General features: G+C 69.8%; 27 protein-coding genes. 2 read left to right on the top strand and 25 right to left on the bottom strand.

All coding sequences use genetic code 11. The annotated features are described in order from the left end of the window. Positions 1 to 12: 12 nt before the first annotated feature. From ACWCQS_RS27565 to ACWCQS_RS27585, 5 genes are all read right to left on the bottom strand, one after another. Complete coding sequence (locus ACWCQS_RS27565) at positions 13 to 945, bottom strand: 5'-nucleotidase (RefSeq protein ID WP_451006947.1); 933 nt, start codon at positions 943 to 945, stop codon at positions 13 to 15. Positions 946 to 980: 35 nt separating this feature from the next. Next, positions 981 to 1,757 (bottom strand): ABC transporter permease, encoded by a 777-nt coding sequence (locus ACWCQS_RS27570; RefSeq protein WP_451006948.1) that lies wholly within the window; start codon positions 1,755 to 1,757, stop codon positions 981 to 983. Beyond that, positions 1,754 to 2,761, bottom strand: a complete 1,008-nt coding sequence (locus tag ACWCQS_RS27575) for an ATP-binding cassette domain-containing protein (protein WP_451006949.1) — start codon at positions 2,759 to 2,761, stop codon at positions 1,754 to 1,756. Before ACWCQS_RS27575 ends, ACWCQS_RS27570 begins: the two co-directional genes overlap by 4 nt. Positions 2,762 to 2,930: 169 nt before the next feature. Then, positions 2,931 to 3,554 carry a helix-turn-helix transcriptional regulator gene (locus tag ACWCQS_RS27580; RefSeq protein ID WP_451006950.1) on the bottom strand — a complete coding sequence of 208 codons (624 nt, stop codon included), beginning with the start codon at positions 3,552 to 3,554 and terminating at the stop codon, positions 2,931 to 2,933. A gap of 112 nt (positions 3,555 to 3,666) precedes the next feature. Continuing rightward, entirely contained in the window at positions 3,667 to 4,248 is a 582-nt protein-coding gene (locus tag ACWCQS_RS27585; RefSeq protein ID WP_451006951.1) for a GNAT family N-acetyltransferase, read from the bottom strand. A 66-nt stretch (positions 4,249 to 4,314) separates the two neighbouring features. Between ACWCQS_RS27585 and ACWCQS_RS27590 the strand changes: the two genes are divergently transcribed. After that, entirely contained in the window at positions 4,315 to 5,265 is a 951-nt protein-coding gene (locus tag ACWCQS_RS27590) for an RluA family pseudouridine synthase (protein ID WP_451006952.1), read from the top strand. Between the two features lie 43 nt (positions 5,266 to 5,308). Here ACWCQS_RS27590 and ACWCQS_RS27595 read toward each other — a convergent pair whose 3' ends face one another. The 16 genes from ACWCQS_RS27595 to ACWCQS_RS27670 all read right to left on the bottom strand — a co-directional run bounded on the left by ACWCQS_RS27595 (position 5,309) and on the right by ACWCQS_RS27670 (position 21,715). Next, positions 5,309 to 6,796, bottom strand: a complete 1,488-nt coding sequence (locus tag ACWCQS_RS27595) for a cytochrome P450 (protein WP_451006953.1) — start codon at positions 6,794 to 6,796, stop codon at positions 5,309 to 5,311. A 46-nt stretch (positions 6,797 to 6,842) separates the two neighbouring features. Further along, positions 6,843 to 7,463, bottom strand: a complete 621-nt coding sequence (locus ACWCQS_RS27600; RefSeq protein ID WP_451006954.1) for a GTP-binding protein — start codon at positions 7,461 to 7,463, stop codon at positions 6,843 to 6,845. Beyond that, positions 7,444 to 7,866 (bottom strand): DUF742 domain-containing protein, encoded by a 423-nt coding sequence (locus ACWCQS_RS27605; RefSeq protein WP_451006955.1) that lies wholly within the window; start codon positions 7,864 to 7,866, stop codon positions 7,444 to 7,446. The genes ACWCQS_RS27600 and ACWCQS_RS27605 overlap by 20 nt, the downstream gene beginning before the upstream one ends. Next, positions 7,863 to 8,267 carry a roadblock/LC7 domain-containing protein gene (locus tag ACWCQS_RS27610; protein ID WP_451006956.1) on the bottom strand — a complete coding sequence of 135 codons (405 nt, stop codon included), beginning with the start codon at positions 8,265 to 8,267 and terminating at the stop codon, positions 7,863 to 7,865. Before ACWCQS_RS27610 ends, ACWCQS_RS27605 begins: the two co-directional genes overlap by 4 nt. Next, a complete protein-coding gene (locus tag ACWCQS_RS27615) occupies positions 8,264 to 9,931 on the bottom strand; it encodes a sensor histidine kinase (protein ID WP_451006957.1) in 1,668 nt (555 codons plus the stop codon). Before ACWCQS_RS27615 ends, ACWCQS_RS27610 begins: the two co-directional genes overlap by 4 nt. A 345-nt stretch (positions 9,932 to 10,276) precedes the next feature. Continuing rightward, positions 10,277 to 13,129 carry a DEAD/DEAH box helicase gene (locus ACWCQS_RS27620; protein ID WP_451006958.1) on the bottom strand — a complete coding sequence of 951 codons (2,853 nt, stop codon included), beginning with the start codon at positions 13,127 to 13,129 and terminating at the stop codon, positions 10,277 to 10,279. 84 nt (positions 13,130 to 13,213) lie between these two features. Further along, positions 13,214 to 14,158: a twin-arginine translocase subunit TatC gene (gene tatC / locus ACWCQS_RS27625; RefSeq protein ID WP_451006959.1), complete on the bottom strand. Its 945-nt coding sequence runs from the start codon at positions 14,156 to 14,158 to the stop codon at positions 13,214 to 13,216. Between the two features lie 47 nt (positions 14,159 to 14,205). Further along, entirely contained in the window at positions 14,206 to 14,490 is a 285-nt protein-coding gene (gene tatA, locus ACWCQS_RS27630) for a Sec-independent protein translocase subunit TatA (protein ID WP_451006960.1), read from the bottom strand. A 240-nt stretch (positions 14,491 to 14,730) separates the two neighbouring features. After that, on the bottom strand, positions 14,731 to 14,925 hold the full coding sequence (locus ACWCQS_RS27635) for a hypothetical protein (protein WP_451006961.1): 195 nt from the start codon (positions 14,923 to 14,925) through the stop codon (positions 14,731 to 14,733). A 10-nt stretch (positions 14,926 to 14,935) separates the two neighbouring features. Further along, positions 14,936 to 15,196, bottom strand: coding sequence for a hypothetical protein (locus tag ACWCQS_RS27640; RefSeq protein ID WP_388626619.1), 261 nt, complete (start codon positions 15,194 to 15,196; stop codon positions 14,936 to 14,938). 144 nt (positions 15,197 to 15,340) lie between these two features. Beyond that, complete coding sequence (locus ACWCQS_RS27645) at positions 15,341 to 16,330, bottom strand: helix-turn-helix transcriptional regulator (protein WP_388626368.1); 990 nt, start codon at positions 16,328 to 16,330, stop codon at positions 15,341 to 15,343. A 15-nt stretch (positions 16,331 to 16,345) separates the two neighbouring features. Further along, complete coding sequence (locus ACWCQS_RS27650) at positions 16,346 to 17,299, bottom strand: helix-turn-helix transcriptional regulator (protein ID WP_450982423.1); 954 nt, start codon at positions 17,297 to 17,299, stop codon at positions 16,346 to 16,348. Between the two features lie 181 nt (positions 17,300 to 17,480). Further along, complete coding sequence (locus ACWCQS_RS27655) at positions 17,481 to 17,852, bottom strand: FKBP-type peptidyl-prolyl cis-trans isomerase (RefSeq protein WP_450982422.1); 372 nt, start codon at positions 17,850 to 17,852, stop codon at positions 17,481 to 17,483. Positions 17,853 to 17,935: 83 nt separating this feature from the next. Next, entirely contained in the window at positions 17,936 to 18,940 is a 1,005-nt protein-coding gene (locus tag ACWCQS_RS27660) for an FKBP-type peptidyl-prolyl cis-trans isomerase (RefSeq protein ID WP_451006962.1), read from the bottom strand. Positions 18,941 to 19,084: 144 nt separating this feature from the next. Continuing rightward, the gene (pafA, locus tag ACWCQS_RS27665) at positions 19,085 to 20,446 is read right to left on the bottom strand and encodes a Pup--protein ligase (RefSeq protein ID WP_055709514.1); all 1,362 of its coding nucleotides are present in this window, start codon (positions 20,444 to 20,446) and stop codon (positions 19,085 to 19,087) included. Positions 20,447 to 20,455: 9 nt separating this feature from the next. Next, positions 20,456 to 21,715, bottom strand: a complete 1,260-nt coding sequence (locus ACWCQS_RS27670) for an MFS transporter (RefSeq protein ID WP_451006963.1) — start codon at positions 21,713 to 21,715, stop codon at positions 20,456 to 20,458. Positions 21,716 to 21,809: 94 nt separating this feature from the next. Here ACWCQS_RS27670 and ACWCQS_RS27675 point away from each other — a divergent pair, with 94 nt between their 5' ends. Then, on the top strand, positions 21,810 to 22,826 hold the full coding sequence (locus ACWCQS_RS27675) for a LacI family DNA-binding transcriptional regulator (RefSeq protein ID WP_451006964.1): 1,017 nt from the start codon (positions 21,810 to 21,812) through the stop codon (positions 22,824 to 22,826). Positions 22,827 to 22,911: 85 nt separating this feature from the next. Here ACWCQS_RS27675 and prcA read toward each other — a convergent pair whose 3' ends face one another. The 4 genes from prcA to ACWCQS_RS27695 form a co-directional block, all read right to left on the bottom strand. Then, complete coding sequence (gene prcA, locus ACWCQS_RS27680) at positions 22,912 to 23,667, bottom strand: proteasome subunit alpha (protein WP_388626376.1); 756 nt, start codon at positions 23,665 to 23,667, stop codon at positions 22,912 to 22,914. Positions 23,668 to 23,729: 62 nt separating this feature from the next. Further along, positions 23,730 to 24,575, bottom strand: a complete 846-nt coding sequence (prcB, locus tag ACWCQS_RS27685; protein ID WP_451006965.1) for a proteasome subunit beta — start codon at positions 24,573 to 24,575, stop codon at positions 23,730 to 23,732. Further along, a complete protein-coding gene (locus tag ACWCQS_RS27690) occupies positions 24,527 to 25,132 on the bottom strand; it encodes an endonuclease VII domain-containing protein (RefSeq protein WP_451006966.1) in 606 nt (201 codons plus the stop codon). The genes prcB and ACWCQS_RS27690 overlap by 49 nt, the downstream gene beginning before the upstream one ends. A gap of 50 nt (positions 25,133 to 25,182) precedes the next feature. Further along, the gene (locus tag ACWCQS_RS27695) at positions 25,183 to 25,401 is read right to left on the bottom strand and encodes a ubiquitin-like protein Pup (RefSeq protein ID WP_153544461.1); all 219 of its coding nucleotides are present in this window, start codon (positions 25,399 to 25,401) and stop codon (positions 25,183 to 25,185) included. Positions 25,402 to 25,486: the final 85 nt, after the last annotated feature.

Below are 25,486 nucleotides of genomic sequence, written 5' to 3' on the forward strand. Positions count from 1 at the left end.
CGGCCCCCGCGCTCAGGTCTCGTTGATCCTGCCGAACGGGATGTGCACGCTCGGCGTGGTCCGGGACGTGCTCTCCAGGTGTGTCACCTGGTCGTCGAAGAAGATGTGCGGTCTGAGTACGGTCATGACCGCGCTCTTGTCGATGCCGCCGAGGAAGAAGGCGCCGTTGACGGTCACGCCCCACTGCTTCAGGCTTCGCACGGCCCGCTCGTGGGCCGGTGCGGCCCGCGCGGTCACGATGGAGACGTGGATCCGGCTCGGGTGGTCCGGGTCGGTCCTGCGCCGTTCCTCCTCCCGGCGCTGTATCCGGTTCACACCGGCGAGGAAGTCCCGCAGCGGCCCCGGGTCGTGCGGGGTCGCCGCGTTGCGGGTCTCGTGCGCGCGGAACTCCTCCAGGCCGCCGGACTGGTACACCTGCTCGGCGGCATCACTGGCGAGCACCCCGTCGAAGTCGAACGCGATCCGCAGTTCCGGGTCGTCCGGGTCGTCCGCGTACGAGGATCCGAGCACATGCCCGGCCGGCAGGCCGGCCGCGACCGCCTCGCGTACGTCGTCGCCGTTGGCGGACAGGAACAGGGACATGTTCAGCGCGGTCATGAACGCGTACGGCGACCGGCCCTGCATGAACACGGCCCGGCTGACCGGCAGTTCATGGGCCTCGATCGAGCGCATGACCCTCAGGCCGGTGTCGGGGTCGTTGCGGGAGAGGATGATGACCTCGACGAGCGGGTCTCCCGGCTCGCCGAGGTCGTTCAGCGACAGCAGCCTGCGGATGAACGCGAACGCGACCCCGGGGCGGAGCGTGTTGTCCACGTTCTCCTCCTGGTGGGCCCGGTAGGCCTCCTCGCCCTGCTCGCGGAAGACGGCGTCCGACTCCCGCAGGTCGAACAGGGCGCTGGAGGCGACACCGACGACGAGCCGGTTCGCGAGGTCGTAGGACGGCATGTCCTACATCTTCACACCGGGCACGGCGTACGCGTTCACACCGACCGCTGGTAGGAGCGGAAGGTGCGGATGGACAGCCACACCGCCGCGATCGCCAGCGCGAGCAGCGCGCCCCCGCGACCGAGGACGTCGCCCCACTCGGGATGCTCGGCCAGCGCGGAACGGCCCGCCACCATGGCCCAGTTGAGCGGGTTGAAGTCGGCGATGTGCCGCATCCAGCCGGGCATCTGCGAGGGTGCCATGAAGGCGCTGGACAGGAAGGTCAGCGGCAGCAGCAGGAAGGTGTTGATGCCGATGATCGACTCGCGTTCGCGTACGAGCATCCCGAGCGCGTTGGACAAGGCCCCGAAGACCGTGCCGAGCAGGACGGCGGCCAGCACGAGGATCGCGATGCCGGCGACGCCGCCGGGGTAGTCCGCGCCGCCGAGCAGGCCGAGCAGCACGATGACCACCGACTGGAACGCCGTGACCAGGCCGTTGTTGACGACGTTGCCGTTCATCAGCGCGGCCCGGCTGACCGGGGTGGTCAGGAAGCGGTCGAGAGTGCCGCGCTGGATCTCCTCCAGGGTGGCCATCCCGGCCCACATGTTGGAGCTGAGCGCGCTCATCACCACCACGCCCGGCACCAGGTAGTCCAGGTACGAGGTGGTGCCGAAGCCGCCCAGTTCGACGACCTTCTTGAACAGGTTGCCGAACAGGAACAGCCAGATCACCGGCTGGATCAGGGTGATGACCGCGTAGGCGGGCTGCCGGGCGAACACCCGTAGCTGACGCTGTGTCATGTACCAGGTCTGGGTGAGGGCGACGCTCATCGCACACCTCCGGCGAGCACGGCACCGGTCTCGGCCTCCGCCTCCGCGTACCTGCGGCCCGCGTGGCGCAGATAGACGTCGTCCAGCGAGGGCCGCGCGACGGTGGCCGAGGAGACGGTGACCCCGGCCCGGTCCAGCGCGGCCAGCAGGGCGGGCACCGTGGCCGCTGCGTCGTCGGCGCGGACGCTGATCCGGCGCCCCTCGCACAGCGCCTCGTGCACCCCGGGCAGCGCGGTCAGGGCGCCGGTGAGCAGGGTCCGGCCGGCCTCGCCGACCGGCTCGCCCAGCTCCAGGTGGACGGCGTCGCCGCGCAGTTCGCCCTTGAGGGCGTCCGGGGTGCCCTCGACCACGATCCGGCCGCGGTCGACGATCGCGATGCGCTCGGCGAGCCGGTCGGCCTCCTCCAGATAGTGCGTGGTGAGCAGGATGGTCAGTCCCTCCTCGCCGGCCAGCCGGCCGATCTCCTGCCACATCGCGGTGCGCGCCTCCGGGTCGAGACCGGTGGTCGGCTCGTCCAGGAAGAGCACCTCGGGCCGGTGCACCAGCCCGAGAGCGACGTCGAGGCGGCGCCGCATGCCGCCCGAGTAGCCCTTGACCGGCCGGCGGGCGGCGTCGGCGAGGCTGAACCGCTCCAGCAGCTCGTCCACCCGGCGGCTCAGCGCCGTACCGCTCAATCCGTAGAGGCGTCCTTGGAGTTGGAGGTTCTCCCGGCCCGTCGCGACCGGGTCGGCGCCGGACTGCTGGGCGACCACGCCGATCGCGCGGCGCACCCGGTCGGGGTGGCGCAGCACGTCGTGCCCGGCGACGGTCGCGGTGCCGGAGTCGGGGCGGGCCAGGGTGGTGAGGATCTTGACGGTGGTGGACTTGCCGGCGCCGTTCGGGCCGAGGAGTCCGAAGACGGTGCCCGGTGCCACGGTGATGTCCATGCCGTTCAGTGCGGTGACGTCACCGGGATAGCTCTTGACGAGCCGGCGCGCCTCCACTGCGGGCGCACGGGTGTTCATGACGGCAGCTCTCCTGCGTGTGTGAGTGACGGAAGATCCACGTGAAGAGCGCCGGGCTATCCTGGGTGTGCCGCACCTCGATCGCCCGGAGCCGCCGCACGGCGGATCCGTTTCGGGGTTCGAGACCCCGGCGGAGCTGCTGCAACAGCCTCGCCGGGGTCGTGTTCTCTCAGGTGGTCGCGGTGAGATCCGGTGGCAGCTCCCCGGTTTCGTGGTAGTGCCGCCACTCGTCGATCCTCGGCAGCGTGCCCTCCTTGATCTCGGCCAGGAAGCCGCGGACCCACTCGGCCTGCGCCTCGGTCATGTGCAGTTGGTACTCGGTCTCGACGAGGAAGAGCCGCGGCAGCGTCTCGTACAGCTTCTCCAGCGCTCCCCGCCCGCTCGCCACCTGGATCTCCAGAGCACTGAGCCGCTCCTCGAGAAGCCGCACCACCTCGTCGGGGTGCAGCGCACCCATGAGCGAGAGGGCGGTTTCGAAGATCGGGTACTCCTTCACCGGGACGGCGATGAGGTCCGACAGCCACTCGGTCAGCTCCTCGCGCCCGGCGTCGGTCAGCCCGTACACCGTGCGCTCGGGGCGGTTGCCCTGCCGCTCCACGTCGGTCACCTCGACGAAGCCGTGCTTCTCCAGGTTCTGCACGACCGTGTAGAGCGAGCCGTAGTTGATCTTCGTGCTGGTGTCCTTGCCCTGCCGGCGCAGGGTCTGGGCGATCTCGTACGGGTGCATGGGCTTCTGCCAGAGGGTCGCCAGCACCGCGAGCGCCAGCGGGTTGCCGAGCTTGCGACGCTTCATGGCCACGACGATCACCTCGCTCCCGAATATCCGCACACGAACATATCGCGTTCTACTCGCGATGGTCAATGCACACGATGTATCGCGTCTCGCCCTTGATCGCGCGCCGCGCTCAGTCGCCCCGCACGCGCGCGTGCAGATGCATGTCGTGCCAGCCGTCGGCATGGAGCAGGGCGCTGCGCTTGGTGCCCTCGGCGGCGAAACCGGCCTTGACGGCCACGCGGCAGGAAGCCTCGTTGGCGGTGGCGTGCGAGAGTTCGAGGCGGTGCAGACCGATCTCCTCGAACGCCCAGCGGGACAGCGTGGCGGTGGACCGGACCGCGACACCCCGGCCACGCGCGCGTGCCACCGTCCAGTACGCGACCTCGGCGCAGCCGTCGGCGAGCAGGATCTCGCGCAGCGCGACCCGGCCGAGCAGTTCGCCGGTGTCCGCGTCCACGACGGCCCACTGGGCCTGGCGCTCTTCCTTCCAGCAGCTCTGCCACTGCGCGATCCAGCCGGCGACCTCCTCCTCGGAGTCGGCGGACCTGATGTGCCACTGGTGCATCAGCGGGTCCTGGAAGGCGGCGTACACGGCGGGCGCGTCCCTCGCCTGCCAGGGGCGCAGCAGCAGCCCGTCGCCGGTGGGAAGGCTGGGCTGGGGGACACGGGCGAGGGTGCCGGCCGGCACGACCGGGCTGTTGAGATACGGCATGATCGACATCCTGCCCCCCCGCACGGCCGCCGGCCCACCGGTTTCCGCCTCGTACCCTTGACCCCGATGAGACGCCGTACGCCACCTCCGCCCGCCCCGCTCCCCCAGCGCGACGGGGTCGACCCCGTGCGGGTCCGGCTGCCGCACGGCGGGACGTGGGCCACCGTGCGGGAGCATCTGGTGGAACGGCTGACGGGGGCCGGACCCGGGATGATCGAGTCGATGTTCGACTCCGGGCTGATCGTCGGTGCCAGCGGGCGTGCGGTGGCGCCGGACGCGCCGTACGAGCCCGGGATGTTCGTGTGGTTCCACCGCGAACTGTCCGCCGAGGTGCCGGTGCCGTTCCCCGTGCACGTCCTCCATCGCGACGAGCACATCGTCGTCGCCGACAAGCCGCACTTCCTCGCCACGACCCCGCGCGGCAGCCATGTGGCCGAGACCGCGCTGGCCCGGCTGCGGCGCGAGCTGGACATCCCGACGCTGACCGCCGCGCACCGTCTGGACCGGCTGACGGCGGGGCTGGTGCTGTTCACCGTGCGGCCCGAGGAGCGCGGGGCGTATCAGACGCTGTTCCGGGACCGGCGGGTGCGCAAGGAGTACGAGGCGATCGCGCCGTACGACCCCGCGCTGGCCCTGCCCCGGACCGTGCGCAGCCGGATCGTGAAGGAGCGCGGGGTGCTGGCGGCCCGGGAGGTCGAGGGGGAGCCGAACGCCGAGACCCGTCTCGAGGCGGCCGGGCACCGCGGCGGGCTGGCCCGGTACCGGCTCGTCCCGGCGACCGGGCAGACCCATCAGCTGCGGGTGCACCTCAACGCGCTCGGTGTGCCCATCCTCGGCGACCCGCTCTATCCGGAGGTGACCGCCCCGGTGCCGGCCGGCGACTTCCGGCGCCCGCTGCAACTGCTCGCGCGGAGGCTGGAGTTCACCGATCCGGTCACCGGCGCGGAGCACACGTTCGTCAGCGGACGCGTGCTCCAGGCCTGGGAGTCGTACGACGGCTGGGCGGCCCGAGGCTGAGCACTCCGCTGGAGAGCCGCGATGGGCCGCCCTTCGGGCGCGGTTACTCCCCGCGCCACCAGTCCAGCAGCCGCCGCCAGACGCCCCGTCGGCGCGCCGTCGGCTGCGGAGCCGTGGGATTGGGCTCGAGCACGACGGGACGGGGGGTGGTGGGGCGGGGCTCCATGGCCGCGGGCTGGTCGAGGCGCGCGGTGCCGGGCTGCCCGGTGCGCTGCGGCGGGACCGGCATGGGCCTCGGCAGCGTGTTGACGTCCTGCTGCGGCTTCGGCTCGAAGCGCACGGGCAGCGACACCAGATGCCGGGAGGCGATGGACGAACGCCAGGTCAACTCCTCCTCGGCACAGTCGAGCTGGATGTCGGACAGGCGGATCAGCAGGGCGTCGACGCCGACGTCGGCGATGGCGCGGCCGATGTCCTGGCCGGGGCACTCGTGCGGGCCGCCGCCGAAGGCGAGATGGGAGCGGTTGCCCTGCATGCTCGCGGACAGGTCGGGGCGGATGCGCGGGTCGAGGTTGCCCGGCGCGGGTGCGAAGAGCAGGCCGTCGCCCTTGCGGATGCGCTGCCCGCCCAGCTCGGTGTCCTGCTTGGCGTAGTAGCCGAGGACGGTGCTGAACGGCGGCTCGTCCCACAGGGACTGCTCGATCGCCTCCGGCACGGTCATCTGCCCGCCGTTGAGCTGGGCGCGGAAACCCGGCTCGGTGAGGACCATGCGCAGCGCGTTGGAGAGGAGGTTCACGGTGGCCTCGTAGGCCGCGAAGAGGACGAGCCGCAGATGTTCGCGGACCTCGTCGTCGGTGAGTCCGGCCGGGTGGGTGACGAGGTGACTGGTGAAGTCCTCCTGGGGCCGGGCGCGGCGCCGGGTGGTGAGCCGGCTCAGCGCGTCCATGACGTAGGCATGGCTCTGGATGGCGGTCTCGGTGCCCTTCAGGGCGTCCCGGGCGGCCTGCACCATGCGGTCGTTGTACTCCTCGGGCATGCCGAGGATCTCGCACATCACGGCCATCGGCAGATGCTCGGTGAACTGCGAGACCAGGTCGGCCCGGCCGCGTTCGCAGAAGCTGTTGACCAGGCCCTGGGTGTGGCGGCCGATGTGGCGGCGCAGCGTGCGGTGGTCGATGGTCTCCATGGCCGCGGTGACCGCGGCGCGCAGCCGCTGGTGCTCGTCGCCCTCGGCGTGCGAGCAGATCGGCTGCCAGGCGATGTGCGGCATCAGCGGGTGGTCGGGCTTGACCATGCCCTCGGTCAGCGGGCCCCAGATACGGCTGTCACGCGTGTACACGGAGGGGCTGCGCACCAACTGCTGGTTCTCGGCGTGCCCGAGCACCACCCACATCGGTACGTCGTCGTGCAGCAGTACGGGTGCCACGGGGCCGTGCTGTTCCCGCAGCCGCTCGTAGAGGTCGCCCAGATCTTCCGCGTCGGGGCCGTAGAGCCGGTGCAGCCCGCCGGGGCCCAGGCGGTGCGCGGGGCAGCCCGGCGGCGGTCCGGGGGCGGGGTCTTTGTCGGTCAGGGACGGGGATTCAGACGTCACGGTGTCGCTCCGGAACGAAAGGGGGTGTGGGGTCGGTCGGCCGGGATCAGGTCAGGGCGCGGGACAGGGCGATCGAGTGCAGGAAGCGCATCAGGGTCATCAGCACGTCCTTGCTGGAGGCCCGCCGGCGTACGTCGCACTCCATGATCGGGATCTGCGGGGTCAGGTCGAGCGCGGTGCGCAGTTCCTCCACGGGGTAACGGGGGGCGTCCGGGAAGGAGTTGACGGCGACGACGAAGGGCACGCCGCGCTCCTCCAGCCGGCCCATGACGTCGAAGCTGACCTCGAGACGCCGGGTGTCGACGAGGACGACCGCGCCGAGCGCGCCCTCGAACAGCCCGTTCCACAGGAACCAGAAGCGTTCCTGGCCGGGGGTGCCGAAGAGGTAGAGCACCAGCTTGTCGGTGATGCTGATGCGGCCGAAGTCCATGGCCACGGTGGTGGCCGTCTTGGACTCGGAACCGTAGTTGTCGTCCACGCCGATGCCGGCCTGGGTCATGGTCTCCTCGGTGGTCAGCGGTCTGATGTCGCTGACGGAACCGACCATGGTGGTCTTGCCGACGCCGAAGCCGCCCACGATCACGATCTTCACCGCGGTCTCGGCCGTGTGCGGCAGATGATCCTCGGTGCGTGGTCCGGGGATGGTGTCAGAGCCGTTGAAGTCCATGCATCACCGCTTCGAGGAGTGAACGGTCGGGGAGCGCCCGGCGGACGACGGGGGCGCGCACCTGCACCAGTTCGGCCGTGATCAGCTCGGTGATCAGGACGGTCATCGCGCTGAACGGCAGATTCAGGTAGGCCGAGAGCTCGGCCACGGACAGGGGGTTGGCACAGAGCCGCAGGACGGCGGCCTGCTCCGGTGAGGCGGCCATGTGCGGCGCGTCGCGCGCCACGATCAACGTCACGAGGTCGAGCTCGGCGCGTGCGCCGTCCTCGGATCCGGCGACGGTGTACAGCCGTTCGGGGTTCTTGGGCTCGGCCTCGTCGTCGGCCGGCCCCGGTGCCGGTGGCTGCGGCTGGGGAGGCGGTGGGGGCTTCGGCTCGCGCCGTTTGCGTTGTGGAGGAGTCATACGGTCTGCCCGTTCCGCCGGGGCGGACTGGTGAGGTGGGCTCCGATCCGGACGACCAGGTCGCGCATCATGCCGCTCATCCGGCCCGGCTCGCAGGTGACGTCGGCGAGTACGGCGAGGTAGGCGTTGGCGCCGGCGTTCATGAGGTAGAAGTAGCCGCCGTCGATCTCGAAGACGACGACCTGCATGTCGCCGGCGCCGGGGAGTTCCTTGATGATGGCGCCGGCCAGGCTCTGCACGCCCGCGCAGGCGGCGGCCACCCGGTCGGCGGCGTCGGGGTCGCCGCCGTAGCGGGCGATGCGCAGTCCGTCCGCGGAGAGGACCACGATCATCTCGATGCCCGGCACGCCGTCGTTGAGCTGCTTGAGCATCCAGTCGATGTTTCCTCGCTGCTGGATCACTTGAGGTCCCCCTCGTCGTCGGCCTCGGTGGTGCCCTCGACGGGCTCGTCCGCATAGTCGTTGAGCAGGTGCACGTATTTTTCCGGGTGCCGCGTGAAGTCGGTCAGTTCGGGCCCGGTGGCGCCCTCGGGCATGCCCTTGCGCAGGCCGTTCCAGAAGTCCTCGATCCCCTGGCCGAGCGGCCGCTCCATGAGCTTCTTGCGCACGGGGTCGATCTCGGGCTCGGGTTCGGGCTTGGGCTGCGACCAGATGGTGGGCCTGCCCTCGCGCTCGGCCTGCTCGATCTCGGCCGCCTCGGCGAAGCGCTGGCTGATCGGGGTCTTCATCCGGCTGCGGCGCTGCGGCAGGCCGCCCGCCGTCCACTCGGTGACCACCGGGACGTCGTCCTCCATGGAGATCCCGGCCGGGATCTTGGGGCTGGTGGGGCGGCGCCGCTTCGGCGGGCGCTTGGGTCCCTCGACCGCGCCGAGCGCGGGAATGGGCGTGCCGGTGGCACCGATGCCGTGGGCGGCACCGACGCCGGGCTCGGTGGTCGTCATCACGCGCGGCACGACGAGGATCGCGCGGCAACCGCCGTAGGCGGAGGCCCGCAGCGAGACCTCCATGTCGAACATCTTGCACAGGCGGCCGACGACCGCGAGGCCGAGGCGCGGGTTGTCGCCGAGGTTGTGGGCGTCGTCGAGGTTCTTGGCGTCCTCGATCATCTTCTCGATGCGGGCGCGGGACTCCTCGGTGAGGCTGACCCCGGCGTCCTCGATCTCGATGACGATGCCGGTCTGCACCTCGGTGGCGGTGACATGCACCTTGGCCGTGGGCGGCGAGTAGCGGGTGGCGTTGTCGAAGAGCTCGGCCGCGGCGTGGATGACCGGCTCGACGGAGGTGCCCTTGATGTTGATGTTGACGATGGAGTTCAGCTGGATGCGGCGGTACTCCAGGATGCGCGACATGGCACCGCGCAGCGTGCTGTAGAGGGAGACGGGCAGCGGCCACTGGCGGCCGGGACGACCGCCGCCGAGGACGGAGATGGTGTCGGCGAGACGGCCGATCAGCGAGGTGCCGTGGTCGATGCGCAGCAGGTCGTCGAAGACCTCGGGGTTGCGGCCGTGGTCCTCCTCCATCTCCCGCAGTTCGTTGGACTGCTGGTGGACGATCGCCTGGACGCGGCGGGCGACGCTCACGAACGACTGCTCGGTGGCGTCACGCATGATGATCTCGCGCTCGGCTCCGCGCATCGCGGCGCGGAACATCTCCCGGTAGGAGTCGGGCAGGCTGCGCAGTTCGGGGTCGACGTCGTAGCCGTTGACCATCACGTCCCGCAGCGGTTCTCCGGCCCGCAGCCGCAGATGGCCGTGCGGGATGACGTCGCTCGCGAAGCGCCCGATCAGTTCGTCGTGGGCGGCGAGCCGGTGCTCCAGATACGCGGTGTGACGGGCGTGCTCGGCCTGTTCCTCGCGGAGTCTGCGGCCGCGGCGGGCGGCCTCCGCGCCTGTGACCAGGACCAGCAGCAGGGCCACGGCCCCGACCACGCCGACGACGATCCGGGCCGACGCCGGCCCCAGGGCGATGGCCGCACCGGTCGCGGCGACCATCAATATGGCCGGCGGCAACAGCACGCGAGCGTAAGGCCGTTCACGGCCACCGGGAGGCTTCTGAACACTCACCATGGATGCCTTCTGGGATGAATCGGCTGGGTGTCGGGGGAGCTTTTGCGGGGAAGGTTCATGGAACTGTCGGGATCTATCGCATGATTGGGAACAGGCGCACGAATTCACCTCAACTCGGTGCGCCGCGGGCGAGCTTAGTCCGACCGGATCATCGCCGTGTCATATTCAGCAAGCACCTGAAATCCCCCGCGCGGCAGGAGTACGCTCGGCTCCATTTGCACGCTCAGCGCCTATTCGAACACGTTCGGTCACGGTGCACGGGCGTGCGAAAGTGACTCACCGTGATAAGCGAATGGGGGCCCGAAAGGGCCCCCAACACAGTCATCTGCTCCGGCGAACCGGAGATCACCCGACCGACGAGTAGGCGACAACTCCCCGCAGCAACTGATCAACGGCCTTGCGCGCGGCCTTCGCCACGGTCGAGTCCTCGGAGGGCGCCGCCGCGGAGACCTGGCCCAGCACGTCGATGACCTGCTTGCACCAGCGCACGAAGTCTCCCGCGGGCATGTCCGCCTCGCGCAGCACCTCGTCGAGCCCCTTGCCCGAGGCCCACATGTACGCCGCCCAGGCGAAGCCGAGGTCCGGCTCACGCTGTCCGACGCCCTCGGTCTGGTTGATCCGGAACTCCTCCTCCAGAGCATCCAGCCGACCCCAGATCCGGACCATCTCACCGAGCGCCGCCTTGGCCTTGCCCGAGGGCAGCTTGGGCGCCATCGCGTCGTCGCCGACCCGCGCCTCGTACACCAACGCCGAGACACAGGCAGCGAGTTCGGCGGGACTGAGCCCCTCCCAGACCCGCTCGCGCAGGCATTCGCTGGCCAGCAGGTCCAGTTCGCCGTACAGCCGGGCCAGGCGCTTGCCGTGTTCGGTGACCTCGTCGGCGCGCAGATAGTCCAGCTCGGTCAGCAGGGCCACGATCCGGTCGAAGGTCCGCGCGATGGTGTTCGTACGGCCCTCGATGCGGCGCTCCAGCTGCGAGGTGTCGCGCAGCAGCCGGTGGTAGCGCTCGGCCCAACGGGCGTGGTCCTCACGGTCGTTGCAGCCGTGGCAGGGATGCGCGCGGATCGCGGTCCGCAGGCGGGCGATCTCGCGGTCGTCCGCGGCCTGCGAACGCTTCTTGCGGGCCCGGTCCGGCGGGATGTGCCCGGCCTTGGTGCGCAGCGCGGAGGCGAGGTCCCTGCGGGACTGAGGCGAGCGCGGGTTGAAGGACTTCGGGATCCGCATCCGGTCCAGCGGCTCGACCGGCACCGGGAAGTCCATCGACGCCAGCCGCTTGACCTGACGTTCGGCGGTCAGCACCAGCGGGCGCGGACCGTCGAGGTGGTCGAGGCCGCGGTGGCCGTTGGACCGGGCGGCGGGCAGGCCGGGGTCCAGCACCAGGGCCAGGCCCGCGTACTTGCCCGTGGGAACGTGGATGACGTCGCCCGGCCTGAGCCGCTCCAGGGCGCTGGCGGCCTCGGCGCGCCGCTGGTTGGCGCCCTGCCGGGCCAGCTCGGTCTCCCGGTCCTTCAGCTCGCGGCGCAGGCGCGCGTACTCCTCGAAGTCGCCGAGGTGGCAGGTCATGGAGGCCTTGTAGCCGGCCAGGCCCTCCTCGTTGCGCTGCACCTGGCGGGAGATCCCGACGACCGACTTGTCGGCCTGGAACTGCGCGAAGGAGGTCTCCAGCAGCTCGCGCGAGCGGTGCCGGCCGAACTGCTCGACCAGGTTGACCGCCATGTTGTACGACGGCTTGAAGCTGGAGCGCAGCGGATACGTGCGCGTGCCCGCGAGACCGGCGAGGTGCTCGGGGCTCATGCCGCGCTGCCACAGCACGACCGCATGGCCCTCGATGTCGATGCCCCGGCGGCCGGCGCGGCCGGTCAGCTGGGTGTACTCGCCCGGCGTGATGTCGGCGTGCTGCTCGCCGTTCCACTTGACGAGCTTCTCCAGCACCACCGAGCGGGCGGGCATGTTGATGCCGAGGGCGAGGGTCTCGGTCGCGAACACCGCCTTGACCAGGCCGCGGACGAACAACTCCTCGACGACCTCCTTGAAGGTCGGCAGCATGCCCGCGTGGTGGGCGGCGATACCGCGCTCCAGGCCCTCCAGCCACTCGTAGTACCCGAGGACGTGCAGATCCTCCGGCGCGATGTGGGTGGTGCGCTCCTCGACCAGGGCGCGGACCTGTTCCCGCGCCTCCTCGTCGTTCAGCCTGAGGCCCGCGTACAGGCACTGCTGGACGGCGGCCTCGCAGGCGGCGCGGCTGAAGATGAACGTGATGGCCGGGAGCAGGCCCTCGGAGTCCAGGCGCTCGATGACCTCGGGCCGGCCCGGTGTCCATACCCGCGAGCGCTGTCTGCGCTCCCGCTCCCGGTCGGCCTCGCGCATCGCACGGCCGCGTCTGCGGTCCTGGTACGACGGCCGGGTCGCCTCCATGCGGGCGAGGCGGGCGAGGTCGGGGTTGACGGCCTTCTTGTGGCCCTCTCCCTCCTCGAACAGGTCGTACATCCGCCGCCCGGCGAGGACGTGCTGGAACAGCGGCACGGGCCGGTGCTCGGAGACGATCACCTCGGTGTCGCCGCGGACGGTGTCCAGCCAGTCACCGAACTCCTCGGCGTTGGAGACGGTCGCCGACAGTGACACCAGGGTCACCGACTCGGGCAGGTGGATGATCACCTCTTCCCAGACGGCGCCGCGGAAGCGGTCGGAGAGGTAGTGCACCTCGTCCATGACCACGTAGCCGAGGCCGAGGAGGGTCTGGGAGCCGGCGTAGAGCATGTTCCGCAGGACCTCGGTGGTCATCACGACCACCGGGGCGTCGGAGTTCACGCTGTTGTCGCCGGTGAGCAGGCCGACCTTGCCGGTGCCGTAGCGGCGGCACAGGTCGGCGTACTTCTGGTTCGACAGTGCCTTGATGGGTGTCGTGTAGAAGCACTTCTTGCCCTGCTGCAGGGCGAGGTGGACGGCGAACTCGCCCACGATCGTCTTGCCCGAGCCGGTGGGGGCGGCCACCAGTACGCCCTTCCCCGTCTCGAGTGCCTCGCAGGCCTCGATCTGGAAGGGGTCGAGGCCGAAGTCGTACATCTCGCGGAAGGACGCGAGCGCGGTGGCCTGCTCGGCTGCCCGCCTGCGGGCTGCCGCGTACCGCTCGGCCGGAGAGAGGTCCTCTGTCATCGTGCTTTCGAGCGTACCGGGCTCCACTGACAACAGGACGATCATTATCCGGAACGTGCGCTGATCGACAAAGCCGGATGCCCCCGACCCTGGGGGCGGGGGCATCCGGCGCGGTTGTGGTGCGGCGGCTCAGGTCACGTCGTCGTAGCCGTTGACCCGGTCCGTGCCCGTCTGCTCGGGCAGCGCCCCGCTGGCCGCGACGGGCTCGATCTCGCCGATGTCCTCGGGAGTGAGGTCCAGCTCGGAGGCCTCGTCGTCGGCGGGACCCTCCGCCTCACGTCGGGCCCGGCGGCGGTCGTTGAGCAGCGAGAAGCCCACAGCGATGAAGAACAGTCCCCAGATCGGCGCCGCCAGCGCCAGCATCGTGCCCGGGTCGGGGCTGGGCGTGGCCACGGCCGCGAAAGCGGCGATGCCGACGATCATGCCGCGCCACCAGCCGAGCATCCGCCGGCCGGAGAGGATGCCGGTGAGGTTGAGCATCACCAGCAGCAACGGCATCTCGAAGGCAAGGCCGAACACGACCACCATGCGCGTGACCAGGTCGAGGAGCTCGTCCAGCGGGAGCAGGTTCTCCGTACCACTCGGCGTGAGGTCGACCAGGAACTTCGCCGTCACGGGCAGCACGTGGTAGGCGAGGTAGCCGCCGACCAGGAAGAGCGGGAAACCGAGACCGACGAACGCGTAGGCGTACTTCTTCTCGTGCCGGTGCAGGCCCGGCGCGACGAACGCCCACAGCTGGTAGAGCCAGACCGGCGCCGCCAGCACGACACCGGCCGTCAGCGCGGTCTTCAGGGCCAGAGTGAACGGCCCCAGCAGACCGCTGACCGTGATGTGCGCGCAGTGGGCGTTCTTGGTCTTGACCAGCTGCCCGAAGGTCTGCCCGCAACCGACCGAGTCGAGCACCGGCCGGGTGATGAAGTTGATGATGTCCTTGTAGAAGAAGGCCGAGATCACCGCGACAACGACGATCGCCAGGACGCCCTTCGCGAGCCGGTTGCGCAGCTCACGCAAGTGATCCGCGAGCGGCATCCGCCCCTCGGGATCCTTCTCCTTGTTGCGGGCAGACTTGGGCAACCCACATCCTCATCTCGTGCAGCGGACCGGATGCCCCGGTCCTCGCGTCAGCGCTGGGTCGTGTCCGTCGGCTCGTTGACCGGCCGGGAGCTGGTCACGTCGCCGGGCGCGGCCTGGATCGTGCGCTGAGCCGGGGGCTGCTCCTCGGCGGGCTGGGCAGAAGCGGCGGGCTGCTTGCCCTCGTCCTTCATCGCCTTGGCCTCGCTCTTGAGGATGCGCGCGGACTTGCCGAGCGAGCGCGCCATGTCCGGAAGCTTCTTCGAGCCGAACACGAGAACGATCACCAGAACCAGGAGCACCAGGTGCCACGGCTCAAGTGCGTTGCGGAACATAGTCTTCACCTTCTCACTGAGGCGGGGCGGCGGGGCTGTGTCCGGCCGGTCGGACATGTGTCCGAGCATCGTGCTGGCAGCGATCGTAACGCCCGGGGGTGAACGTAGGACAATCCCCGTGCGTACTACCGCTCCCTGTGCGGACCGCGCCTTGTCATCCGGGCCGCGATCACCAGCGTACCTGGACGGGCCGGTCGGGTGACAGGGCGAAGTGACCCAAAGCGCACCGTCTCGCGGGTATCACAGCGCGTCCACCGCAGAGGCCGCGCTGACCGCGGCCCGCTCCAGATCCTCGGCCGCCCTGCTGATCCGGCGCGCGGAGTCCGCGACCTGCTGCCCGAGACGCCGCGCCTCCAGGAAGACCCGGACGGCGAGCACCCCCAGCATCGCGAGACCCAGGAAACCCACCGCTACCGCGAACATCGGCCAGAACATGACGTCGAGACTAGACCGTGCTGTGCAGCCGCAGCGTGCGCACCCCGCCACCGGTGAGCAGCTCGACGATGCGCTCCCCGGCGGGCTTGCGGACGGCGGCCCCGCACTCGGGGCAGGTGAAGGAGTAGAACGTCGTCCGGCTGGTGGCGCCGATGGCCAGGCGCAGCGCGCTCGCGGCGAGCTCGAAGCGGCCCCGGCAGTCGGGGCAGCCCGCCTTGAACACCACGGGGACCACTCTCCGCATCCCGGCGAAGGCGGCCGCCACCGTCATCTCACCCGCACGCTCACTCACAGCCCTCGCTCCTTCTTCTGGTCGTCCAGCGATCGCCGTCCTCGCCCGCGACGCCGTCGTGGCTGCGCCCACGCGGCAAAGCCGCAGGTCCGACACAGCTCCGCGCCCCTTCGGGGCGCTGTCTCACTGCGACGCCGTGTCGTACGCCGCCAGTGCCTCCGCCGCCGCTCTGCGGGCGCTGTCGGCCAGTTCCGGTGGGGAGACGATCCGGCCGTCGCGGCCGAGGCGCAGTGCCAGGCGGCGCAGGGAGGCCGGATCGGGGGTGCGCAGAGTGATACGCAGCCCGCCGTCGGGAAGCTCATCGGCGCTGTCGTGCGGGTAGTACTCGGCCACCCAGCGGCCGCCCGGGCCGACCTCGACCACCACCTCCGGGTCCTCGGCGGCCGGCTGCACCAGCGCCTCGGAGAGGTCGCGCAGCTCCACCTCGGGCGGCGCGGACGGCTCGTCCAGGATCCTGATCTCCGCGACCCGGTCGAGCCGGAAGGTGCGCCGGGCCTCGGAGCGGCGGCACCAGGCCTCCACATAGGTGTGGCCGACGCTGACCAGGCGGATCGGGTCGATCTCACGCTCGGTGACCTCGTCGCGGGCCGGGGAGTAGTAGCGGATCCACAGCCGGCGGCGCTCGGAGATCGCCCGGTCGACGTCGGCGAAGACCCCGCCCTCGGACTCGAAGGTCACCGACAGACGGGCGCTGGCGCCGGCCGCCTCACCGGCGGCGGCCTCCACCTTGGCGGTGGCTCGCAGCAGCGCCTGACGGTCGCCCTCGCGCAGGCCCGGCAGGGTCGACACCGCGCGGGCGGCCACCAGCAGCGCGGTGGCCTCGTCGGCGGCCAGCCTGAGCGGCTCGGCCGCCTCCTCGCCGAGCGCCGCCGGGTTGTGCCACCAGATGCGCTCGCCGTCGGTGTCGATGTCCAGCAGATCACCGCCGCGGAAGCTGGTGCCGCACATGGGCAGCAGATCGAGGTCGGCGACCAGCTCGTCCTCGGTGATGCCGAAGGCACGCGCGACGTCCGCGATCCGGGCGCCGGGGCGCTCCCGGAGATAGGTCACCAGGGAGAGCATCCGCCGGGTCTGGTCGATGGCGTTCACGGGCCTGACCGGTTTGCCTGCCACAGTCCTGCTCCCCCCTCAGCCCTTGGCCACGGCACGCAGCCGGTCCACCACGTCCGCACGCAGCTCGGCCGGCTCCAGAACCACCACGTCCGGCCCGAACTCCACCAGCCAGGCGTCCAGGCCGTGCCCGTACGGAATCTCCAACTCGTCCCAGCCGTCGCCGAGTTCCCGCACCATGGTGGCCTTCGCCCGAAGGGGGTACCCGGCCCCGGAACGCAGCCGGATCAGCGCCGTACCGTCGGCGATCTCCCCCGCCCAGCTCGCCACGGTCTCGCGCACGGTGACGACATCGGGCACGGGCGCGGTGAAGCCCGTACCGCGCGAACGGACCCGGCCGGTGATCCGGGACAGCCGGAAGACACGCTCGGCACCCCGGTCCCGGTCGAAACCGGCCAGGTACCAGTGCCCGCGCCAGCACTCCAGCGCCCATGGCTCCACATGCCGGGGCTCGGGGCGGGCCGCGGAGGCCTTGCGGTAGTCGAAGACGACCGGGCGGCGGTCCCGGCAGGCCAGCATCAGCGGCTCGAAGGCGGCCTCGTGCACCGGGATGCGCGGCTCCAGCGCGCCGTGCGCCTCGTACGGGTCGACGTCCTCGGGGAGCCCTGCGGCGCGCAGCTTCTGCAGGGCACCGCTGGCCGCGCCGGCGAGACGGGCCTGCTGCCACACCTTCGCGGCGAGACCGAGCGCCGCGGCCTCCTCGGCGTCCAGGGTGATGGGCGGCAGCCGGTTGCTGTCCCGGCGGGCCAGGTAGCCGACCTCGCCGTCGATGTTCTCCACCGTCGCGATGACCAGGCCCAGCTCGCGCAGATCGTCCTTGTCCCGCTCGAACATCCTGTTGAAGGAGTCGTCGGAGCCCGCCTCCAGGTAGGCCTCGATGGACTCCCGCAGCTCGCGCTTGCTGAGAGGCCGCCGTGTGCCGAGCAGACACAGCGCGAGGTTCATCAGCCGCTCGGCCTTGGCAATGGCCATCGACGCCCTTCGCCTTCCCTATCGTGCTTCCGACCGATGACCGTACCGCTCCCGGGTGCGGTGACAAAAGCCGAGGGCCCATGCCAGAGCAGGCATGGGCCCCAGTTGATCGGAACCGATCGGATACGGCCGGTCGATCAGATGTCGATCACGTGCGGATCAGAAGGGGATCCCGCGGCGATCAGACGCCCAGCAGGTCCACCACGAAGATCAGCGTCTCGCCCGGCTTGATCGCCGGGGTCGGGCTCTGGTTGCCGTAGGCGAGGTGGGCGGGGATGGTCAGCTGGCGACGGCCGCCGACCTTCATGCCCTGCACGCCCCGGTCCCAGCCCGCGATGACCCGGCCCGCACCCAGCGGGAAGCGGAACGGAGTGCCACGGTTCCAGCTGGCGTCGAACTCCTCACCGGTGCTGAAGGCGACACCCACGTAGTGCACGGTGACGTTCTGGCCAGCCTGCGCGACCGGGCCGTCGCCCTCCCAGATGTCCTTGATCTCGAGGTCAGCCGGGGGCGCGCCCTCAGGGAAGTCGATCTCGGGCTTCTCGATGTTCACGTCAAAAGCTCCTGCTTGTGTACGACACGAAAACGCGGACAGTCTTTCATCTCCGCAGGCCCGCCGCCCGCCATGGACACCCGCTACATCGCCGCGAGAATGTCCACCGTGAACACCAGCGTCGAACCCTTCTTGATGACACCACCGCTCGGCGGAGTGTTGCCGTAACCCAGCTCCGGCGGCACCACGATCAGCACCCGGCTGCCCACCTTCTTGCCGGTCAGCCCCTGCGCCAGCCCCTTGACCGCCTGCTGCATCTGCTCCAGCCCGAACTGGCTGAGCCGGCCCGAGCCGTACGTCCGCTCGAAGGTCTTGCCGCTGTCCCACACCAGCCCCTGGAACTGGCACAGCACCGTCTGGTCGGCCTTCAGCTCGGGCCCGTCGCCCTCCAGGACATACGTCGACACGAGCTTCTTCGGCGGGTTCGTCTTCGGGATGGTGACCTTGGGGACAGTGCCGTCGGTGTTCGTGGCCACCTTGGGCAGCGCGGCGTCGCTCTGCGCGACCACCCGGCCCTTGGCCGAGCTCTTCGAGTTGTACGAATCGATCAGGTCGATGACGAACACCAGCGTGTCCGTGCCCTTGATACCCGCCTGCGCATTGCCCGACGTGCCATAACCCCAGGTCGGCGGCACCGCCATCAGCACCCGGCTGCCCGTCTTCCTGCCCGCGAGCCCATACCGCCAGCCGTCGATGATGCTGCCCTGGGCCAGCTGCATCACCAGCGGACGCTTGCGGTCGTAGGAGTTGTCGAAGACCTTGCCCGTGTCCCAGATCTGCCCCAGGTAGTTCGCCTGGATGAAGTCGTTCTCCGCGACCGTACGACCACTGCCCGCGATCACCGTCTTCACCGCCAGGTTCTTCGACGGCTCACCCGGCCCCTTCGCCACGGTCGGCTTCTCACCGAACTTCGTGCCCGCCGTGATCGTCGGCAACGGCCCCTCCACGATCTTCGGCGGAGGCACCGTCGACACCGACGGCGACGGCGAGACACCGGCCTTGCTGGAGCCGGACTTGCCGCCACCGCACCCGGCGAGCGTGACCAGTCCTGCGGGAACGGCGGCGAGGAGAAGAGAACGTCGGCGCACGGAAGAGCCTCGTAATCGGTCGATCTTGTGGATGGCGTGCGCGCAACTCTACGGCGTGAGAAGGGCGCCGTACGGGAAACGTACGACGCCCGTGTGGCGTTCCGGCATTTCACGCCCGAAACGCTTGACTCACCCGCTTTTCCCCTACATTCCGGCGATCAGCTTCTCCACCCGGTCGTCCACCGAACGGAACGGGTCCTTGCACAACACCGTGCGCTGCGCCTGGTCGTTGAGCTTCAGATGCACCCAGTCGACCGTGAAGTCCCTGCGCTGTTCCTGTGCCCGCCGGATGAAGTCACCGCGCAGCCGCGCCCGAGTCGTCTGCGGCGGGACCGACTTGCCCTCGAAGATCTTCAAGTCGTTGCAGACCCGGGCCGCCTGACCCTTCTTCTCCAGCAGGTAGTACAGGCCACGACGACGATGGATGTCGTGGTAGGCGAGGTCTATCTGCGCGACCCGCGGATGCGACATCGTCATGTTGTTCTTGGCCCGGTACCGCTCGATGAGCTTGTACTTCATCACCCAGTCGATCTCGGTGGCGATCCGGTCCAGTTCCTCGGTCTCGATCGCGTCCAGGGTGCGGCCCCACAGCTCCAGGACCTGCGCGACCGTACCGGTACGGATGCCCCGCCGGTCACAGAAGTCCACGGCCTTGTCGAAGTACTCCCGCTGCACCTCCAGCGCCGAGGCCTCCCGGCCGCTGGCCAGCCGCACCTTGCGCCGGCCCGTGATGTCATGGCTGACCTCACGGATCGCCCGGATCGGGTTCTCCAGCGTGAGGTCGCGCATCACGGTGCCCGCCTCGATCATGCGCAGCACCAGGTCCGTCGCGCCGACCTTCAGCAGCATCGTCGTCTCGGACATGTTCGAGTCACCGACGATGACATGCAGCCGACGATAACGCTCCGCGTCCGCGTGCGGCTCGTCGCGGGTGTTGATGATGGGCCTCGAACGGGTCGTCGCCGAGGACACACCCTCCCAGATGTGCTCCGCGCGCTGACTCACGCAGTACACGGCACCACGCGGTGTCTGCAGCACCTTGCCCGCACCGCACAACAGCTGCCGGGTCACCAGGAACGGGATGAGGATGTCCGCGAGCCGCGAGAACTCCCCGTGCCGGGCCACCAGATAGTTCTCATGGCAGCCGTACGAGTTGCCCGCCGAGTCGGTGTTGTTCTTGAACAGGTAGACGTCGCCCGCGATTCCCTCCTCGTGCAGGCGTCGTTCCGCGTCCACCAGGAGTCCTTCGAGAATGCGCTCGCCGGCCTTGTCGTGGGTGACCAGTTCGATCACGTTGTCACATTCGGGGGTCGCGTATTCCGGATGTGAGCCCACGTCGAGATAGAGCCGGGCGCCGTTTCGCAGAAAGACATTGCTGCTGCGGCCCCATGACACGACACGGCGGAAGAGGTACCGCGCCACCTCGTCAGGAGACAGGCGCCGCTGTCCCCTGAACGTGCACGTGACGCCGTACTCGTTCTCCAGCCCGAAAATGCGGCGGTCCATGACTGAACATTACGCCCGATCCCCTGAGCTGAAACGGGGTTCGACGGCACGATTTGGATCATTTTCCGATGAAGACGCAACGACCCCGCCCCGCACGGGAGCTGCGAGGACCCGCCCCGTGGCGAGCAACACCAGCAACGACACGGCTCCCGCCGCCCCCGGAACCGCGAACCCCCACACCGTGCCACCGGCCTGGACCACGGGCCCCGCCACGCCCGTGCCCACCGAGGCACCCACGGTGAACGTCGTCACAAGCCAGGAGAACGCCTCGGTGACCGTCCCGCTCGGCGCATGCCGGTCCACGATGATGAACGCACAGGCGATACACGGCGCGAGAAACACCCCCGAGACCACCGTGAGCAGCACCATCGCCGGCGCACCCGGCGTCAGCATCAAAGGCAGATAACACACCGCCAGAAGGGCCACGAGCACGCTCAGTCGCCGCTCGGGCGAACCACCCCACCGCCGCGCCCCGTACACCGTGCCACCGGCCAGCGCGCCCAGGCCCAGCCCCGCCATCATCCAGCCGTACACCGCGTCACCGCCATGGCCGTCGGCGTACGACACCGACGCGACCGTGATCGAGCCCAGCGCGATCCCCACGAACAGGAAGGCACCCAGCAGGGCCAGCAGCCCCGGCGAACGCAGCGCACCCAGCCAGTGCGCCTCACGCGGCGCCGACCGCCACGCGCGCGAGGGCGGCGACACGACCACGGAGAGCGCACCCAGCACCCCCAGCAGGTTCAGCACCAGCAGAGCGGCCCGCTCGTCCCACAGCGACACGCACAGCGTCACCAGCAGCGGCCCCACCGTGAACATGATCTCCTGCGCGATCGCGTCCATCGCGTACGCCGTGTGCACCTGCTCCCCCCGGCGCAGCACCGACGGCCACAGCGCCCGCAGGCCCCCCTCCAGCGGCGGCGCGAACAGGCCGGCCGCCGCCACGGCCGCGTACGCCAGCGGCAGCGGATCCGTACCGGAGAACGCGAAGACCGCCATGGACAGGGCCGCGAGGACCGCCGCCGGCAACTGGACGCGCGGCTGGCCGTGGAGATCCACGAGCCGGCCCAGCACCGGCTGCCCCACGGCGTTGGCGACGCCATAGACGGCGGCGAGGGCACCGGCGAGGCTGTAGGTGCCGCCCTCGGCACGGACGAACAGCACCAGGGCGATCGCGGCGGTCGCGTTCGGCAGCCGGCCCACCAGGGTGCCGGTGAGCAGCCGCAGCGCATGCCTCGCCCGGAGTATCTCCAGATAACCCGCGGCCATCCGCCGCCTCCAGCCTCAAGTTTTACGTATAACGCCCCTCCTCATACGTACCATGTGCGCTGTTCGGACGTCCACACGAAAAGGCAGGCCCACGGTGGCACGCAGCAGCACGCGCCCGACCAGCCGGGACGTCGCCCAGGCAGCCGGAGTCTCCCAAGCCGCCGTCTCCCTCGTACTCGGCGACAAATGGCGCGGACGCGTCTCCGAACCCGTCGCCGAACGAGTCCGCGAAGCGGCCCGCGAACTCGGCTACCGCCCCAACCTCGCCGCCCGCAACCTCCGCCTCGGCCACACCCGCACCGTCCTGCTCGTGGTACCGGCCCTCACGACAGAGTTCTTCGCCGGCGTCTACACCGGCGCCGCACGCGTCGCCACCGACAACGGCTTCGGCGTCGTCCTCTACCCCTCCCCCGAAGGAATCGGCCCGGCCCGCGACCCCTTCGCCTCCGCACAAACCGCCCTCGACGGCGTCCTCGCCTCCTCCATGGCCGCCGACGCCCTCACCGCCATCCGCGGCGACCAACTCCCCCTGGTGATGCTCGACAGCGACCCCGAAGGCAGCCTCGGCGCCGCCACCGTCAACCTGGACATCACCGACGGCATCCGCCAGGTCACCGACCACCTGCTCACCCTCGGCCACCGCCGCATCCTCCACCTGGCCGCCGACGTCCCCTCCTGGACCTTCGAGGTACGCGCGCGTGAAATCGCCGCACGCATGGCAGCCGTACCCGGAACCGAAGTACGCACAGCCCGCGCGCCCATCTCCATCGAAGGCGCCCTGACCGCCACCGAGACCGCACTCACCGCACCCGGACCCCGACCCACAGCCGTCGTCTGCGACGACGACAAACTCGCCGCCGGCGCCTACAAGGCCCTGCGCCGCCTCGGCCTGCGCATCCCCGACGACGTATCGGTCACCGGCGTCGACGACCTCGGCCTCGCCACCGCCATCGACCCAGAACTGACCACCGTACGACTCGACGCCGAGCTCTTCGGCGAACGCGGCATGCAAGCCCTGCTCGCCGTCCTGGACGGCCGCGAGCCCGAGAGCGGGGACATCCCGGTCGAACTCGTCGTACGCGGCTCCACGGCCCCGCCACGCGCCGCCTAGCCTCCCCCCGCCGGTATCGGAACGCCGTGTGCCCCGGCCGCGAGAACGGCCGGGGCACACGGGAACAGGCAATCGGGGCTGCGCGTCACTCCTCCTCGGAGCCGTCCTCCTCCTCCGAGCTCTCCGCCTCGGTGGCCGCGCCGTCCGCCGCCAGCAGACGGGACAGCTGACGGCGGACGATGCGCTTGAACTTGCGCTTCTGCGGACGCGTACGGTCCAGCACCGCCACCTCAAGACGCTCCGCCGGGATCTCCCGCTCGCTGCCATTGGTGTCCCGGGACAGGGCCTGCACCGCCAGCTTCAGAGCCTCCGCCAGCGACATGCCGTCACGGTGACGCTGCTCCAGGAAACTGCTGATCTGCTCGGCATTGCCACCCACCGCGACCGAGCCGTGCTCGTCCACGATCGACCCGTCATGCGGCAGCCGATAGATCTGGTCACCCTCCGGGGTCTCCCCCACCTCCGCCACGACCAACTCCACCTCGTACGGCTTCTCGGCGGCCGAGGAGAAGATCGTGCCAAGCGTCTGGGCGTACACGTTCGCCAGACCACGAGCGGTCACATCATCACGGTCATAGGTGTAACCCCGCAGATCGGCGTAACGGACACCACCGATGCGCAGGTTCTCGTACTCGTTGTACTTACCGGCGGCCGCAAAACCGATCCGGTCATAGATCTCGCTGAACTTGTGCAGCGCACGGGACGGGTTCTCACCGACGAACACAATGCCGTCGGCATACTGCAGCACGACCAGGCTACGGCCACGGGCGATGCCCTTCCGGGCATACTCCGCCCGGTCGGCCATGGCCTGCTGGGGTGAGACATAGAACGGCGTCGACACCGGTTATCCGTCCCTTTCTGTCATGGTCACTGGATCACCTTGATAAGAACCGCGGCCCGCACTCAGAGCAGGGCGGCCTTCGGGCCGTCCGGCTCCTCCAGGCGCTTCTGCAGCACCGCACGAGCGATCTCGGAGGACTCGTCCTCCGTCAGCCGACGGAAACCGTCCTCGGTGATCACGGTGACGATCGGGTAGATCCGGCGGGCGACATCGGGACCACCGGTCGCCGAGTCGTCGTCAGCCGCGTCATACAGAGCCTGCACCACCAACGTGGTCGCCTGCTCCTCGGTCAGGTCGTCACGGAACAACTTCTTCATCGCACCACGAGCGAAGATCGAGCCGGAACCCGTCGCCGCGAAGTTCTGCTCCTCGCTGCGGCCACCCGTGACGTCGTAGGAGAAGATCCGCCCCTTCTCCCGGTCCAGGTCATACCCCGCGAACAGCGGCACGACCGCCAGCCCCTGCATCGCCATGCCCAGGTTCGACCGGATCATCGTCGACAGCCGGTTCGCCTTGCCCTCCAGCGACAGCTGCGCACCCTCGACCTTCTCGAAGTGCTCCAGCTCCAGCTGGAAGAGCTTGACCATCTCCACGGCGAGACCGGCGGTGCCGGCGATACCGACGGCCGAGTACTCGTCCGCCGGGAACACCTTCTCGATGTCCCGCTGAGCGATCACGTTGCCCATGGTGGCCCGACGGTCACCGGCCAGCACCACGCCGCCCGGGAAGGTCGTGGCGACGATGGTGGTGCCGTGCGGCGCCTCGATCACACCCTGCGTGGGCGGCAGCTGCCGGTTGCCGGGCAGCATCTCGGGCTGGTGCTCGGACAGGAAGTCCATGAAGGAGGAGGACCCAGGCGTCAGGAAGGCAGCTGGTAGACGCCCGGTGCCACGAGAGTTGGCTTCCACAAGTTTCCTTCCAGATAAGCGGCGGCTCGGCGTGCGGCCTCGGGGTCGTCACGCAACTTGCCGATGGCCGAATTGCAGTTGAAGCACAGTACGCCACGGACCCTACCCGTGTTGTGGCAGTGATCCACATGCACGGGCGGGGCAGCCAGACAGATCGCGCAGAGGCCGTACTGGGCGGCGATCATCGCGTCACGCTGGGCCTCGGTTAGGCCGTACTTACGCTTGAGGTGGTCTTGGCGCAGTAGAACCGCACGACACGCCTTGCAGCGGGTGGCCAGACCATCTGGCGCGCTGCGCTTGCGATGCCACTCGCTGTGCGGTTTGACCTCGCCACATGCCCGGCAGAGCTTGTGCCCCTCCGGAACGTCCACCTTCTCGCGGACCGTCTTCCCCTCAGCCTCCCGGCGGCGCCGGTAACGCGTGGCGCTGTACCCCGCCACACACTCCCGGCACCACACCTGGAGGCCGTCGCACCGGTTCTTGTCCCGCGCGAAGGCCGAAAGAGGCAGACCCCGCCTGCACTTCCGGCATTCCTTGGCCTTAGGCTCCTCAGCCACCCGACTCCCCCGCCAACCTTCACTTCGAAGGTAAAGTGACCAATTCGCCTTTACTCGCCACCTTTCTGCACGAACGAGCGCACGAAGTCCTCGGCGTTTTCCTCGAGTACGTCATCAATCTCGTCCAGGACGGAGTCCACGTCGTCGCTCAGCTTCTCGTGCCGCTCCTTGAGGTCCTCCGAAGCCTGCGCGTCCTGCGCCTGCTCCTCGACCTCTTCGGTCGCTCGCGTGGCCTTCTGCTGGCCGCCGCCGGTGTCCTTGGTTGCCATAACCCTCACCCCGCTCAGTTCGCCTGCCGATCGGTGATGATCAGACCCTACAAGCCGGGTCCGACATCGGCCCCGCAGTTTCTCC

Source organism: Streptomyces sp. NPDC002076, from assembly GCF_053593835.1.

Coding starts and splice junctions, on each gene's coding strand:
- ACWCQS_RS27565 (WP_451006947.1), bottom strand. CDS start 945: ATGCCGTCCTACGACCTCGCGAACCGGCTCGTCGTCGGTGTCGCCTCC.
- ACWCQS_RS27570 (WP_451006948.1), bottom strand. CDS start 1,757: ATGAGCGTCGCCCTCACCCAGACCTGGTACATGACACAGCGTCAGCTA.
- ACWCQS_RS27575 (WP_451006949.1), bottom strand. CDS start 2,761: ATGAACACCCGTGCGCCCGCAGTGGAGGCGCGCCGGCTCGTCAAGAGC.
- ACWCQS_RS27580 (WP_451006950.1), bottom strand. CDS start 3,554: ATGAAGCGTCGCAAGCTCGGCAACCCGCTGGCGCTCGCGGTGCTGGCG.
- ACWCQS_RS27585 (WP_451006951.1), bottom strand. CDS start 4,248: ATGCCGTATCTCAACAGCCCGGTCGTGCCGGCCGGCACCCTCGCCCGT.
- ACWCQS_RS27590 (WP_451006952.1), top strand. CDS start 4,315: ATGAGACGCCGTACGCCACCTCCGCCCGCCCCGCTCCCCCAGCGCGAC.
- ACWCQS_RS27600 (WP_451006954.1), bottom strand. CDS start 7,463: ATGGACTTCAACGGCTCTGACACCATCCCCGGACCACGCACCGAGGAT.
- ACWCQS_RS27605 (WP_451006955.1), bottom strand. CDS start 7,866: ATGACTCCTCCACAACGCAAACGGCGCGAGCCGAAGCCCCCACCGCCT.
- ACWCQS_RS27615 (WP_451006957.1), bottom strand. CDS start 9,931: ATGGTGAGTGTTCAGAAGCCTCCCGGTGGCCGTGAACGGCCTTACGCT.
- ACWCQS_RS27620 (WP_451006958.1), bottom strand. CDS start 13,129: ATGATCGTCCTGTTGTCAGTGGAGCCCGGTACGCTCGAAAGCACGATG.
- tatA (WP_451006960.1), bottom strand. CDS start 14,490: ATGTTCCGCAACGCACTTGAGCCGTGGCACCTGGTGCTCCTGGTTCTG.
- ACWCQS_RS27635 (WP_451006961.1), bottom strand. CDS start 14,925: ATGTTCTGGCCGATGTTCGCGGTAGCGGTGGGTTTCCTGGGTCTCGCG.
- ACWCQS_RS27640 (WP_388626619.1), bottom strand. CDS start 15,196: ATGACGGTGGCGGCCGCCTTCGCCGGGATGCGGAGAGTGGTCCCCGTG.
- ACWCQS_RS27650 (WP_450982423.1), bottom strand. CDS start 17,299: ATGGCCATTGCCAAGGCCGAGCGGCTGATGAACCTCGCGCTGTGTCTG.
- pafA (WP_055709514.1), bottom strand. CDS start 20,446: ATGGACCGCCGCATTTTCGGGCTGGAGAACGAGTACGGCGTCACGTGC.
- ACWCQS_RS27670 (WP_451006963.1), bottom strand. CDS start 21,715: ATGGCCGCGGGTTATCTGGAGATACTCCGGGCGAGGCATGCGCTGCGG.
- ACWCQS_RS27695 (WP_153544461.1), bottom strand. CDS start 25,401: ATGGCAACCAAGGACACCGGCGGCGGCCAGCAGAAGGCCACGCGAGCG.